Annotated in this window: 13 protein-coding genes and 3 tRNA genes; 8 read left to right on the forward strand and 8 right to left on the reverse strand. The window is 71.5% G+C overall.

Annotated elements, in window-relative coordinates:
- The first annotated feature begins 177 nt into the window (after positions 1–177).
- Both DCW30_RS11785 and DCW30_RS11790 read left to right on the forward strand, forming a co-directional pair.
- Complete coding sequence (locus DCW30_RS11785) at positions 178–1665, forward strand: N,N-dimethylformamidase beta subunit family domain-containing protein (protein WP_062780729.1); 1488 nt, start codon at positions 178–180, stop codon at positions 1663–1665.
- 93 nt (positions 1666–1758) lie between these two features.
- Positions 1759–2655 (forward strand): phosphoribosylaminoimidazolesuccinocarboxamide synthase, encoded by an 897-nt coding sequence (locus tag DCW30_RS11790; protein WP_076685427.1) that lies wholly within the window; start codon positions 1759–1761, stop codon positions 2653–2655.
- Between the two features lie 184 nt (positions 2656–2839).
- Here the strand turns inward: DCW30_RS11790 and DCW30_RS11800 are convergent.
- The 8 genes from DCW30_RS11800 to DCW30_RS11835 form a co-directional block, all read right to left on the reverse strand.
- A tRNA-Gly gene (locus DCW30_RS11800) sits at positions 2840–2912 on the reverse strand.
- A gap of 23 nt (positions 2913–2935) precedes the next feature.
- Positions 2936–3544 (reverse strand): response regulator transcription factor, encoded by a 609-nt coding sequence (locus DCW30_RS11805; protein ID WP_076685428.1) that lies wholly within the window; start codon positions 3542–3544, stop codon positions 2936–2938.
- Entirely contained in the window at positions 3541–4950 is a 1410-nt protein-coding gene (locus DCW30_RS11810; RefSeq protein WP_079250386.1) for a sensor histidine kinase, read from the reverse strand. Before DCW30_RS11810 ends, DCW30_RS11805 begins: the two co-directional genes overlap by 4 nt.
- A gap of 17 nt (positions 4951–4967) precedes the next feature.
- A complete protein-coding gene (locus DCW30_RS11815; protein ID WP_076685430.1) occupies positions 4968–5744 on the reverse strand; it encodes an ABC transporter permease in 777 nt (258 codons plus the stop codon).
- Entirely contained in the window at positions 5741–6706 is a 966-nt protein-coding gene (locus DCW30_RS11820; protein WP_062780725.1) for an ABC transporter ATP-binding protein, read from the reverse strand. Before DCW30_RS11820 ends, DCW30_RS11815 begins: the two co-directional genes overlap by 4 nt.
- Before the next feature lie 144 nt (positions 6707–6850).
- A tRNA-Gly gene (locus DCW30_RS11825) sits at positions 6851–6926 on the reverse strand.
- A 79-nt stretch (positions 6927–7005) separates the two neighbouring features.
- Positions 7006–7077: transfer RNA gene (locus DCW30_RS11830), tRNA-Gly, on the reverse strand.
- A gap of 148 nt (positions 7078–7225) precedes the next feature.
- Positions 7226–7552, reverse strand: a complete 327-nt coding sequence (locus tag DCW30_RS11835; protein WP_062780724.1) for a histone-like nucleoid-structuring protein Lsr2 — start codon at positions 7550–7552, stop codon at positions 7226–7228.
- A gap of 354 nt (positions 7553–7906) precedes the next feature.
- Between DCW30_RS11835 and purS the strand changes: the two genes are divergently transcribed.
- The 6 genes from purS to DCW30_RS11865 all read left to right on the forward strand — a co-directional run bounded on the left by purS (position 7907) and on the right by DCW30_RS11865 (position 13670).
- Positions 7907–8158 carry a phosphoribosylformylglycinamidine synthase subunit PurS gene (gene purS / locus DCW30_RS11840; protein ID WP_062780723.1) on the forward strand — a complete coding sequence of 84 codons (252 nt, stop codon included), beginning with the start codon at positions 7907–7909 and terminating at the stop codon, positions 8156–8158.
- Entirely contained in the window at positions 8155–8835 is a 681-nt protein-coding gene (gene purQ, locus DCW30_RS11845) for a phosphoribosylformylglycinamidine synthase subunit PurQ (protein ID WP_062780722.1), read from the forward strand. The genes purS and purQ overlap by 4 nt, the downstream gene beginning before the upstream one ends.
- Complete coding sequence (gene purL / locus DCW30_RS11850) at positions 8832–11081, forward strand: phosphoribosylformylglycinamidine synthase subunit PurL (RefSeq protein ID WP_062780721.1); 2250 nt, start codon at positions 8832–8834, stop codon at positions 11079–11081. Before purQ ends, purL begins: the two co-directional genes overlap by 4 nt.
- A gap of 262 nt (positions 11082–11343) precedes the next feature.
- Positions 11344–12168 carry a M23 family metallopeptidase gene (locus tag DCW30_RS11855; protein ID WP_079250387.1) on the forward strand — a complete coding sequence of 275 codons (825 nt, stop codon included), beginning with the start codon at positions 11344–11346 and terminating at the stop codon, positions 12166–12168.
- Positions 12169–12211: 43 nt separating this feature from the next.
- Entirely contained in the window at positions 12212–12853 is a 642-nt protein-coding gene (locus DCW30_RS11860; RefSeq protein ID WP_062780719.1) for a TetR/AcrR family transcriptional regulator, read from the forward strand.
- A gap of 10 nt (positions 12854–12863) precedes the next feature.
- Positions 12864–13670, forward strand: coding sequence for a maleylpyruvate isomerase family mycothiol-dependent enzyme (locus tag DCW30_RS11865; RefSeq protein WP_076685432.1), 807 nt, complete (start codon positions 12864–12866; stop codon positions 13668–13670).
- Positions 13671–13731 lie beyond the last annotated feature (61 nt).

Raw genomic sequence — 13731 nt, forward strand, 5'->3', positions numbered from 1 at the left:
CGAGCCACACGCGCCCAAGGCGCCGGAGCACAGATATCCGGAAGACAACGTTCCGATCTCGTCAATTCACGACGAACGGTGACGGCCTGCGTGCGTAATGTGATGTGCTGGGCGTGGCCCCGGTCGTACGTACAGACCGGATACGCCGGCTCGGGGGAGCGAGGGAGGGAAGGGCACATGGGGCAGGAGCCGATCCGCCGCTGGGAATCGGGGGCGCTCGCGCACGCCGTGTCGGACCCCTTCGGACAGGGCCCACTGCCCTGGCTCCGCGGCTCCGAGCACTACTTCGACGACACGGGCCAGGTCGTGCCCTGGTACGTCGAGCACGCCTCGCCCCCGGGGGCCGACATCCCGGCGGCCCGCACCGGAGGCCCGCTGAACGCCGACGACGTGCGCCGCCAGATCAAGGGCTTCACCTCCACCGGAGCCGCCGCTCCCGGCGAGGCCATCGACTTCCACGTCACGGTCGACCCGCCCCAGCAGTTCAGCGTCGACATCTACCGCATCGGGCACTACGGCGGCGACGGCGCGTCGAAGATCACCACGAGTCCCCGCCTGTCCGGCATCGTCCAGCCCGCCCCCCTCACCGCGGACCGCACCGTCTCCTGCCACCACTGGTGGCTCTCCTGGCGGCTGCAGATCCCGAGCTACTGGAACGTCGGGGCGTATGTGGCGGTGCTGACCACCGCCGACGGGTACCGCTCGCACGTCCCCTTCACGGTCCGCGACGACCACCCCGCCGACCTCCTGCTGCTCCTGCCGGACGTCACCTGGCAGGCGTACAACCTCTATCCCGAGGACGGCCGCACGGGCGCGAGTCTCTACCACGCCTGGGACGAGCAGGGACGTCTCCTCGGCGAGGGCGAGGCCGCCGTCACGGTCTCCTTCGACCGGCCGTTCGCCGGGGCCGGCCTGCCGCTCCACGTGGGCCACGCCTACGACTTCATCCGCTGGGCCGAGCGGTACGGATACGACCTCGCGTACGCGGACGCCCGCGACCTGCACGCGGGCCGCATCGACCCCGGGCGCTACCGCGGCCTGGTCTTCCCCGGCCACGACGAGTACTGGTCACCCGCCATGCGCCGCACCGCCGAGCTGGCCCGCGACGGCGGCACCTCCCTGGTCTTCCTCTCCGCCAACACCATGTACTGGCAGGTGGAGCTGGCCCCCTCCCCGTCCGGCGTCCCCGACCGCCTGCTGACCTGCCGCAAGCGCCGCGGCCCCGGCCGCCCTGCCCTCTGGCGCGAGCGCGACGGCGACAAGACCGCCGAGCAGCAGCTGATCGGCATCCAGTACGCGGGCCGGGTCCCCGAGCCGCACCCCCTGGTCGTGCGCAACGCCGACCACTGGCTCTGGGAGGCGACGGGGGCGCACGAGGGCGACGAGCTGGACGGCCTCGTCGCGGGCGAGGCCGACCGCTACTTCCCGCGGACGCCGCTCCCCGAGCACCAGGGCCGCATCCTGCTCGCCCACTCCCCGTACACGGACACCGAGGGCGCCAAGCGCCACCAGGAGACCTCGCTCTACCGCGCCCCCTCGGGCGCCCTGGTCTTCGCCTCCGGCACCTTCGCCTGGTCCCCCGCGCTCGACCGTCCGGGCCATGTGGACACGCGCGTGCAGCGCGCCACGGCCAATCTCCTCGACCGCATCTGCAAGCGGGACTGACCGCCGCGCACATTCCCGCCCGCCCCCTGGCCGAGAGCACGCCCCCGATACGGGAGAATCGACAGCACTTGGCCAGAACCACCGGGAGGAACCGTGTCCGGATTCGTAGAAAAGCCCGAGCCTCTCGATGTGCCGGGTCTGGTGCACCTCCACACCGGCAAGGTGCGCGAGCTGTACCAGAACGAGGCGGGCGACCTCGTCATGGTCGCCAGCGACCGGCTCTCCGCCTACGACTGGGTGCTCCCCACGGAGATCCCCGACAAGGGCCGGGTGCTCACCCAGCTCTCCCTGTGGTGGTTCGACCAGCTCGCCGACCTGGTCCCCAACCACGTCGTCTCCACGGACCTGCCCGAAGGCGCCCCCGCCGACTGGGCGGGCCGCACCCTGGTCTGCAAGTCCCTCCAGATGATCCCGGTCGAGTGCGTGGCCCGCGGTTACCTCACCGGGTCGGGGCTCGTGGAGTACAACGCCTCCCGCACGGTCTGCGGCCTCGCGCTGCCCGAGGGCCTCACCGACGGCTCCGAGCTGCCCGCCCCGATCTTCACGCCCGCCGCGAAGGCCGCCGTCGGCGAGCACGATGAGAACGTGAGCTATGAGGAGGTCGCCCGCCAGGTCGGCGCCGACACGGCGGCCAAGCTGCGCCAGACGACCCTCGCCGTCTACAGCAGGGCGCGGGACACCGCCCGTGAGCGCGGTCTGATCCTCGCCGACACGAAGTTCGAGTTCGGCTTCGACGGCGAGGCCCTGATCCTCGGCGACGAGGTCCTGACGCCGGACTCGTCGCGCTTCTGGCCCGCCGGCCAGTGGGAGCCGGGCCACGCCCAGCCCAGCTACGACAAGCAGTTCGTCCGCGACTGGCTGACCTCGCCGGCCTCCGGCTGGGACCGCGGGAGCGAGCAGCCGCCGCCCGCGCTGCCGCAGGACGTGGTGGACGCCACACGCGCCAAGTACATCGAGGCGTACGAGCGGCTGACCGGCACCACCTGGTAGCCGGACCTGCTGGGCCCGCCGAGCCGGGTGGACCCGCCAGCCCGCCGAGCCGGGTGGACCTGCCAGCCCTGCCGGACCTGCCGGACCCGCCGGACCCGTCGGTCTTCCCGGCCCGGCGGGTCCACCCGGGCCGGAACACGAAGAAGGCCCCGCTCCGAGGAGCGGGGCCTTCTTCCTATCTCTGAGCGGACGACCAGGTTCGAACTGGCGACCTCAACCTTGGCAAGGTTGCGCTCTACCAACTGAGCTACGTCCGCGTTGCGCCGTGGCGCGAGAACAACTATACCCAACCGCGCTCGCGTGCGAGACGCACCGCCGCATGACGGTTCTCCGCCCCGATCTTGATGGCCGCGGAGGAGAGGTAGTTGCGGACGGTGCCCTGGGAGAGCGAGGCGCGTTCGGCGATCTCCGCGACGGGGGCGCCGTCGGCGGCGAGTTCTAGCACCTCGGCCTCGCGCTCGGTCAGCGGGGAGTCCCCGGCGGAGATCGCGTCGGCGGCCAATTCCGGGTCCACGTAGCGGTTTCCCGCGTGCACGGAGCGGATGAGCTCGGCGAGCCGCTGGGCGCTCACGGTCTTCGGCACGAAGGCGCGCACCCCCATGGCGAGGGCCCGCTTGAGATGCCCCGGCCTGCCGTGGCTCGTCACGATCATGACGCGGCACCCCGGCAGTTCGTCCCGCAGGGATGTGGCCACACTCACACCGTCGGCGCCCGGCATCTGGAGGTCGAGCACGGCCACGTCGGGCCGGTGGGCGAGCGCCATGGCGAGCGCCTCGGGCCCGGTCGCCGCCTCGGCGACGACGACGAGGTCGTCCTCCAGGGCGAGCAGCGCGGCGAGCGCGCCTCGGATGAGGTGCTCGTCATCGGCGAGCAGCACACGCAGACTCACAGCAGGACTTCTTCCTGTTCCTCGATGGGGCTCGGACTCGGTCGCTGACCAGGGCTCGGACTCGGGCTCGGGTCCGGGGCCGGGCCCGAGCTCTGATCCCGGTCCGGGCCGGGGTCCAGGGACGGGTTCGGGGACGGGTCCGGGCTCCGGCTCGGGTCCGGGCTCCGGCCCTCGGCCCCGGCGGGCGCCGACGGCACCCGGGCGGTGAGGCGGAACCGCCCTGCCTCGCAGGCGGAGTCCAGCGTTCCGCCCACCTCGGCGAGCCGCTCCCGCAGCCCGGCGAGCCCGGAGCCCCCGGTGGGCGCGGGGCCCGGCTCCGCTCCGGCGGGCGCACCGTCGTTCTCCACGGTCAGCGTCGTATGTTCCGGAGTCACCGCCAAGGTGATGTCGCACCGCTTGGCGTCGCCGTGCCGCAGCACGTTGGTGGCCGCCTCGCGCACGACCCAGCCGAGCGCGGACTGCACGGGGGCCGGGAGGCCCGTCGCGGACCCGGTCGCCCGGCAGGTGATCCCGGCGGCTTCGAGCACCCCCCGGGCGCCGATCAGCTCGACGCCGAGGTCGACCTCGCGGTAGCCGCGGACGACCTCGCGCACCTCGCGCTGCGACTCCCGCGCGATGCGCTGCACCTCGGCCATCTGCTCCACGGCTTCGGGGCGTCCGCGGCGCGCGAGCTGTACGGCGAGTTCGCTCTTGAGGGCGATGACGGCGAGGTTGCGGCCCATCACGTCGTGCAGGTCACGCCCGAAGCGCAGCCGCTCCTCGGCGACCGCGAGCCGCGCCTCGACCTCCCGGGCGTGGTCGGCCTCCCACATCACGGAGAGCGTCCAGGCCCCGCAGCGCGCGGTCAGCAGGGTCAGCAGACCGCCGACGGCGATGAGCACGGCGACGGCGACCAGCCGTCCGTCCCGTGCCCCGGCGGCGGCGAACGCGGCCACGAGCACGGCGGCGAGGACAGCGAGACGGGCCAGGAAGGTGCGGACCGGGACGGCGAAGGCCAGGGCCTGGCTGTACGGCACCATCAGGTACATGACGGTGAGGCCGATCAGGCCGTCCTCGACCCCGTCCAGGGCCTCCAGGACGACCGTCAGCGCGTAGGCGGCGCCCATCAGGGCGGCGGCCACCACGAGGTCGCCGCGCGGCAGCTCCCGCCGCTGCAGGAAGTGGTCGAGCGACCGCCGCAGCGAGCGGTTGGCGTGCGCGCACTGCGCGGCCCCCACCAGGATCAGCGCCCAGCCGGTGAACCGCGCCGCCGGTTCGGCGCGCAGGCTCAGGCCGAGCGGCAGCGAGCACCAGCTCAGATAGAAGATCCACGGCATGGCGTGCCACATGGCGACGCTCTGGAACTCGACCTTCTCGATCTTGCTCCGCGCGTGCCAGCCCCGCTGCCAGTCCCGTATCCGGCCCACCACCCTGACCGCCCCTCTCAGTGCCTCGGCTCCCAGCGGAACCACCGTCGCACAGCGGACACCGAGAGGAGTGTCCAGACCACCGCGGTGACGGCCGCGTCGAAGGCCTCCCCCGTCGAGAGGCCGCCGGTCCAGCCGCCGCGCACGAGCTGGATGACCGGGGAGAGCGGCAGGCGTTCGCAGACCGAGGCGAGGCCGTCGGGCATGACCTCGAACGGTATGACGAGCCCGGAGCCGAGCATCGACAGGAAGATCAGCGGCATGCTCATGACCTGCGCGGTCTCGGAGGTCCTGCTGAAGCTGGCCGTGACGGCGGCGAGCGCGCCGAACATCACGATGCCGAGGAGCACCCCGAGGACGGCGTAGTGGAGCGCGCCGGGCGTCCCCGCGTCCAGGAATGCCACGCAGCCCACGGAGATCACCAGGGTCTGCGCGAGCCCGATGGCGACGGCCGGCAGCGAGGCGCCGAGCAGGATCTCGTGGTCCCGCAGCTCGCCGGTGCGCAGCCGCTTGAGCACGAGCTCCTCGCGCCGGGCGACGAAGACGCCGATCAGCGAGCCGTAGACGGCGAAGATCAGCGAGAAGCCGACCGCGGAGGGCAGCAGCATGGTGCCGACGGAGAGCCCGGCCTCCTTCAGGTCGGCCTCGTCCACCGCCGAGGCGACGCTGAACGGCAGGACCATCGGCACGAACAGCGCCGCGAACAGCGTCCCCTTGCTCCGGGCGAGCAGCGTCATCTCGGCGCGGGCCAGGGACGTCATGCGCCCCGCGGGAGTCGTCGTCAGGGTGCTCATGCCGCCATCTCCTTCCGTCCCGGCCGCCCGGAGGCGTCGTCGGCGGTCCCGGCCTCCCGCGCTATGCGCAGGAAGGCCTCCTCCAGCGAGGCGGCCCGCACGTCGAGCGAACCGAGGGTGATCCGCGCGTCCCTGGCCCACACGAGCAGTTCGGTGGCCGTCCGCTGGAGTTCGTTCGTCCGCAGCCGCACCAGGCGCCCCACGGTCTCGTGGCCCGTCACACCGATTCCGGCGAGCGGCGGCAGATCGCCGACGAAGTACCCCTCGGGCAGCTCGAAGGAGACGTGCGAGGGCTGCGCGGCGACCACGTCGGCGACGCTGCCCTCGGCGGCGATGCGGCCCTCGTGCAGGATCGCGAGGCGGTCGGCCAGCTCCTCGGCCTCCTCCAGATAGTGCGTGGTGAGCAGCACGGTCGTGCCGCCGTCCCGCAGTTCCTGGACCAGCTCCCAGGTCTCGCGGCGCCCCTCGGCGTCGAGTCCCGTGGTGGGTTCGTCGAGGAAGAGCACCTCGGGCCGCCCGATGAGCGCCATGGCCAGGTCGAGCCGCCGCTTCTCGCCGCCGGAGAGCTGCTTCACGCGCACGCCGGCCCGCTTGGTGAGGCCGACGACGTCGAGGGCCTCCGCGACGGGCCTGGCCCCGCTGGTGCACCCGGCCCACATCCGCACGGTCTCCGTGACCGTCAACTCGGCGGGGAAGCCGCCCTCTTGCAGCATGACGCCGATGCGGGGACGCACCGCGGCCCGCTCGGTGTACGGGTCGTGCCCGAGCACCCGTACGCGCCCGGCGGCGGGCGCGGCGAGGCCTTCGAGGAGTTCGACGGTGGACGTCTTGCCCGCGCCGTTGGTGCCGAGCAGCGCGAACAGCTCGCCGCGGCCCACCTCGAAGGAGATCCCCCGCACCGCCTCGAAACCGCCCCCGTACACGCGCCGGAGGTCGGTCACGTCGATCACTTGGTCAGTCATGGTCCGAGCCTCCCCCAGGAGGGGCGGCGGCGGCAGTGCGCGCTGTCACCTGCCCTTATGACAAATGTCAGAAGCGGACGAACGGGGCGATGGGGGGCCGGACACGGAGAAGGCCCCGGTCGCATCGACCGGGGCCTTCTTCTCTGGAGCGAACGACGAGGTTCGAACTCGCGACCTCAACCTTGGCAAGGTTGCGCTCTACCAACTGAGCTACGTTCGCATTGCCTCCGACCAGCTCTCACTGATCGGCGCGTGCATCAGCTTACCGCAACCAGCTGACTGGTCCGTAGGCGATGCGGAGCGGGTGACAGGAATTGCACACTGCGCCTTCCCCCTGGAAGGGGGATGTTCTACTACTGAACTACACCCGCACAGACTCCTTGGGACCCGGCTTTTCGGCCTTGCCCCTCGGCGTGCTCCAGACTCTAGCTGACCAGCGGGGGTGCTGCGCAAGTCGGTTGCCGCGAGGGGCTCGGGGACCGTCGGGGGCCCGGGGCCTCCGGCTCCGCGACGAGGCCGTCAGTCGGCCGCCTCGAACGCCTCGAACGCCTCGTAGACCTTCTTCGGGATGCGGCCGCGCGGCGGCAGGTCCATCTGCCGCGAGCGGGCCCAGGCCCTGACCGCGGAGGGGTCGGGGGAGACCGCCGTGTGCCGGAACGCCTTCCCGGACTTCGACTGCTTGCGCGCCACCTCCAGGTACGGGGCAAGTGCCGTGCGCAGTTTCTTGGCATTCGTTTGGCTGAGGTCGATCTCGTACGAGTTCCCGTCAAGACCGAAGGCGACCGTTTCCGCCGCTTCCCCGCCGTCCATGTCGTCAAAGAGAGTGACTACGACACGCTGCGCCACGAATATCGGTCCCTTCGTGCGGCAGCACCGCGTTGACGTGCGGTGACACCGACTGTCCGGCTGTTTTGGAGCGAGTATCGGCTATTGCCATTTCCTTTGTACAGTGCCTGGCAATGCATTGTGAAGTCCGTCCGAATAGCTCCGCGTGTCCGGCCGTAATGCCGAACCGTGATCTTTTCCTGGATTCTCCGTGAAGGTGTCCCGTTCGAAACCTGTTTGAGCAGGTGAACGTGACCGTCATCACGTAGGTTTCTACGAGTCTACGCGAGTAGAAATTTTGTGCCGGTAGTCTGAAGGAACCTGCTTCAGCACCAGGCGAGCAGCACACGCCAGCACCACACACCGGGAGTGCCAGTGGCACGCGTCGTAGTCGACGTCATGCTCAAGCCGGAGATCCTCGACCCCCAGGGCCAGGCGGTGCAGCGTGCACTGCCGCGCCTCGGTTTCGAGGGCATCTCCGACGTACGTCAGGGAAAGCGCTTCGAACTGGAGGTGGAGGGACCGGTCGACGAGGCCGCCCTCGCCCGTATCCACGAGATGGCGGAAACCTTCCTCGCCAACACCGTGATCGAGGACTTCGTCGTAAAGGTGGAGGACGAGAAGTGACCGCTCGAATTGGAGTCGTCACTTTCCCCGGAACGCTCGACGACCGCGACACCCAGCGCGCCGTCCGCGTGGCGGGCGCCGAGGCCGTGCCGCTCTGGCACAAGGACAAGGACCTCAAGCAGGTCGACGCCGTGGTCCTGCCCGGCGGGTTCTCCTACGGCGACTATCTGCGGGCCGGCGCCATCTCGCGTTTCTCGCCGGTGATGGAGTCCGTCATCGAGCAGGCGAAGGCCGGAATGCCGGTGCTCGGCATCTGCAACGGCTTCCAGGTGCTCACCGAGACCCACCTCCTGCCGGGCGCGATGCTGCGCAACAACCACCTGCACTTCATCTGCCGCGAGCAGACGCTGCGCGTGGAGAACGCGGAGACCGCCTGGACCGCCGACTACACGGCAGGACAGGAGATCCGCGTCCCGCTCAAGAACATCGACGGGCAGTACACCGCCGACGAGCGGACCCTGGACATGCTGGAGGCCGAGGGCCGCGTCGCCTTCCGGTACCTGGAGGGCAACCCCAACGGCTCGCTCCGCGACATCGCCGGCATCACGAACGAGGCGGGCAACGTCGTCGGTCTGATGCCGCACCCCGAGCACGCGGTGGAGCCGCTGGTCGGGACCGGCCGCACCGACGGCCTCGGATTCTTCACCTCGATCCTGAAGAAGCTGGTCAACGCATGACTCTGGACACCGTCAAGCACGCGGCCGAGACGCCCGACGTCAAGCTGCCCTGGGCCGAACTGGGCCTGAAGGAAGACGAGTACGAGCGCGTCAGGGAGATCCTGGGCCGCCGTCCCACCGGCGCCGAGCTCGCCATGTACTCGGTGATGTGGTCCGAGCACTGCTCGTACAAGAGCAGCAAGGTCCACCTGCGCCAGTTCGGCGAGAAGGCCCCCGCCAACGACGCCATGCTCGTCGGCATCGGGGAGAACGCCGGCGTGGTCGACGTCGGCCAGGGCTACGCGGTCACCTTCAAGGTCGAGTCGCACAACCACCCCTCGTACGTGGAGCCCTACCAGGGCGCGGCCACGGGCGTGGGCGGCATCGTGCGCGACATCATCGCGATGGGCGCCCGCCCGGTCGCGGTCGTGGACCCGCTGCGGATGGGCGACGCCCAGCACCCCGACACCAAGCGCGTGCTCCCCGGCGTCGTCGCGGGCATCGGCGGATACGGCAACTGCCTGGGCCTGCCCAACATCGGCGGCGAGCTGGTCTTCGACGCCTGCTACCAGGGCAACCCGCTGGTCAACGCCGGTGCCATCGGCGTGATGCGGCACGAGGACATCCACCTCGCGAAGGCCTCGGGCCCCGGCAACAAGGTCATCCTGTACGGCGCCCGCACCGGCGGCGACGGCATCGGCGGCGCCTCGATCCTGGCCTCCGAGACCTTCGACGACAGCAAGCCGAGCAAGCGCCCGGCCGTGCAGGTCGGCGACCCCTTCCAGGAGAAGCTCCTCATCGAGTGCACCCTGGAGGCCTTCGCCGAGAAGCTCGTCGTCGGCATCCAGGACCTGGGCGCGGCCGGACTCTCCTGCGCGACCTCCGAGCTGGCGTCCAACGGCTCCGGCGGCATGCGGGTCGAGCTGGACGACGTGCCGCTGCGCGACTCCACGCTCACTCCCGAGGAGATCCTCATGAGTGAGTCGCAGGAGCGCATGTGCGCGGTCGTCGAGCCCGACAAGGTCGCCCGGTTCCTGGAGATCTGCGACAAGTGGGACGTCATCGCCACCGTCGTCGGCGAGGTGACCGACGGCGACCGCCTGGAGATCTTCTGGCACGGCGAGAAGATCGTCGACGTCGACCCGCGCACGGTCGCGCACGACGGCCCGGTCTACGAGCGCCCCTACGCGCGCCCGTCCTGGCAGGACGCCCTCCAGGCCGACGACGCGAACAAGCTGGCCCGCCCGGCGAACGCGGACGAGCTGCGCGAGCAGGTCCTCAAGCTGGTCGCCGCCCCGAACCAGGCGGCCAAGTCCTGGGTCACCGACCAGTACGACCGCTTCGTGCAGGGCAACACGGTCCTCGCCCAGCCCGAGGACTCCGGGATGATCCGGATCAACGAGGAGACGGGCCTCGGCGTCGCCATCGCCACCGACGGCAACGGCCGCTTCGCCAAGCTCGACCCGTACAAGGGCGCGCAGCTCGCCCTCGCGGAGTCCTACCGCAACGTGGCGGCCTCCGGCGCGAAGCCCCTCGCCGTCTCGGACTGCCTCAACTTCGGCTCGCCCGAGGACCCGGACGTCATGTGGCAGTTCGCCGAGGCCATCCGCGGCCTCGCGGACGGCTGCCTGGAGCTGGGCACCCCGGTGACCGGCGGCAACGTCTCGCTGTACAACCAGACGGGCGAGGCGGCCATCCACCCGACGCCGGTCGTCGCCGTGCTCGGCGTGATCGACGACGTGGCCCGCCGCACGCCGATGGCGTTCAAGGAGGAGGGCCAGCTCCTCTACCTCCTCGGCGAGACCCGCGAGGAGTTCGGCGGCTCCGCCTGGTCGCAGGTGATCCACGGCCACCTCGGCGGGCTGCCGCCCGAGGTCGACCTGGCCCGCGAGAGGCTGCTCGGCGAGATCCTGATCTCCGCCTCGCGCGACGGCATGATCGACGCCGCGCACGACCTGTCCGACGGCGGTCTCGTGCAAGCGGTCGCCGAGTCCTGCCTGCGCGGCGGTCGCGGCGCCCGGCTCGTCGTGCCGGACGGCCTGGACGCGTTCACGTTCCTCTTCTCGGAGTCGGCGGGGCGCGCGGTCGTCTCCGTGCCGCGCAGCGAGGAACTGCGGTTCACCGACATGTGCGGGGCGCGGGGCCTGCCCGTGACCCGCATCGGTGTCGTCGACGGTGACGCCGTGGACGTCCAGGGCGAGTTCACGCTGCCGCTCAGCGAGCTGCGCGAGGCCCACGAGGCGACCCTGCCGGGTCTCTTCGCCTGACGGCCCCTGCCGCGAGCCCCCGTGCGGACCTGATCCGGGCGGGGGCTCCGTCGTGCGTCAGGCGTGCGTCAGGTGTGCGGCAGGCGTGCGTCCTGCCGGGGGTAGCGTCGAGGTGGCCGCCGGCCGCCGGCCGCCGTGTCCGGCGTGATGCGGACCACGATGTCGCACTCCTCTCCGGGCGACGGCCAGTGTTGGCCTCCGACCAGCAGCACCAGGGGTGTTCGGCGATCGTTCACCCGTACGAGGGGGAAGTGCCGTGTCCATACGTCAGCGCAAGCTCGCCGCCCTGGCCCAGCGCCTGCTGTGGCTGATCTTCTTCGCCCAGGTGACCGCCGGGTTCTTCGTGGACCTGCCGTACGACTACTGGCTGGGCTGGCTGCCCGCGCTCGGCGCGATCGCCGTCGGCCTGCTGCTCTCCCGCTCGGCCCGGCGGCGGACCGAGGCGGAGCCCCCGGCCCCCATCGAGGTCGAGGCCCCGGTCACCGGCCGCTGGTCCGCCCTCAACAGCCCGGCGGACAAGGTGCCGAGCCACGGCACGCACGGCCTCGGGCAGACGTACGCGATCGACATCACCGCCGAGCCGGAGGAAGGCGCACGCCCCGCCCCCGTCTGGTTCTGGCCCGTCGCCCGGCCCGGCGCGGCCTACCCCGCCTTCGGGGCGCCGCTGCTCGCGGTGGCCGACGCCACCGTCGTGCACGCCGAGGACGGCCAGCGCGACCACCTCAGCCGCAGCTCCCTCCTCGGGGTCCTGTACTTCTGGCTGGTCGAGGGTGTCGGCCGCAGCATCGGCGGCACCCGCCGCATCGTGGGCAACCACGTCGTCCTCGACCTCGGAGAGGGCGCGTACGCCATGTACGCCCATGTCCAGCGGGGCTCGCTGGCCGTCAGGGCGGGGGACCGCGTCGTCGCAGGGCAGCGGCTCGGCGGCTGCGGCAACTCGGGCAACTCCACCGAGCCGCACGTGCACTTCCAGCTCATGGACGGCCCCGACCTGGACACCGCGCGAGGAGTGCCGTTCAGCTGGCGCGGGATCGGGGTGCCGGCGAACGGCGAGGAGTTCACGGCGGCGGCGGAAACCACCGGGTAAAGATTGTTACCGGGTCAAATATTCATCCTGGTAAGTTGCCGCCATGGCTGAGGAATCCCTGGGGCTGCGCGAGCGCAAGAAGCGGCAGACCGCGCACCGGATCTGGCGGACCGCGCTCGACCTCTTCGTGGAGCGCGGCTTCGACAAGGTCTCCGTCGCGGAGATCGCCGCCGCCGCCGACGTCTCGAAGATGACGGTCTTCAACTACTTCGGCACCAAGGAGGACGTGCTCCTCGCCCCGCTGGAGGCGCACGTCGCCGACGCCGCCGACGCGGTGCGCGACCGCGAGCCGGGCGAGTCCGCGGTCGCCGCGCTCCGCAGGCAGTTCCTGGCCAAGGTCGACGGGCGCGACCCCTCCATCGGCCTCAGCGACGACGTGGGCGTGGTGCAACTGCTCCGGCTCATCAGCGATACGCCCGCGCTGGCCCGCCGCGTCATGCTCTTCCAGATGCGCGGCATCGCCCTCCTCACCGACGTGCTCGCCGAGGAGACCGGCGACCGGCTGACCGCGGGCATCGCCGCCCACCAGCTCGTCTCCGCCCGTGACGCGGTGGTCGTCGAGAACCACCGCAGGCTGCTCGCGGGCGACCGCGCCGACGCCATGGCCGCCGACTGCGCGGCACTCGCCGAGCGCGCCTTCGACCTGGTCGAAAAGGGACTTCAGGGCTACCCGGCGAGCGCTTAGGGTCGGCACCATGCCACCGGCCAAGAAGCGCACGCGTACGTACGACTCCGCCAAGATCCGCAAAGCCGTGCTCGCCCAGTCCGGCGCCGTACGGGACGCGGTGGGCGCCCTCACCCCCGACCAGCTCGCCCGGCCGACCCGCCTCGGCGAATGGACCGTCCACGAACTCGCCGCGCACATCGCCCTGGTGCTCGGCACCGTCCACCGCTACCTCGGCATGCCGGAACCGGAACGGCACGAAGTGGCCCTCATGGACTGGCCCTTCGCCACGGTGGGCAAGGCCGCCCAGGTCGACGAGGACACCCGCGCCATCGCGGAGGCGGCGGGCACCGGCGAAGGCCTCGGCGCACTGTTCGCGCGCACCCTCGCCGGCATCGAGGAGTCCCTGGCCGCGGCCCCGGACGCGCGCCTCGTGCCCTCCCGCGTCGGCGTCATGACCCTCGGCGACTTCCTGGTGACCCGCACGGTGGAACTGACCGTCCACACGGACGACCTCAACGACGCCGTGCCCGGCCTCGACGTCCCCCACGACCGCCAGGCCCTCGCCGCCTGCGCCCGGCTGCTCGCCGACGCCCTCGCGGTGAAGGCCCCCGGCGCCTCGACCGAGGTCCGCGTCCCGCCGTACGCGGTGGTGCAGTGCGTGCAGGGACCCCGGCACACCCGCGGCACGCCGCCGAACGTCGTCGAGACCGACCCGCTGACCTGGATCAGGCTCGCCACGGGCCGCACCGACTGGAAGACGGCGCTCGACGCGGCGAAGGTCAGCGCGAGCGGCGAACGGGCGGACCTCTCGGAACTGCTGCCCATCATGGGTTAGGCCGGAGCCGCCGGCCACGGGGCCCGCGCTGGGAGCGGGAACCGGGCAGGGACCGCCGCGT

Source organism: Streptomyces alfalfae, from assembly GCF_004127445.1.
Taxonomy (GTDB): domain Bacteria; phylum Actinomycetota; class Actinomycetes; order Streptomycetales; family Streptomycetaceae; genus Streptomyces; species Streptomyces alfalfae.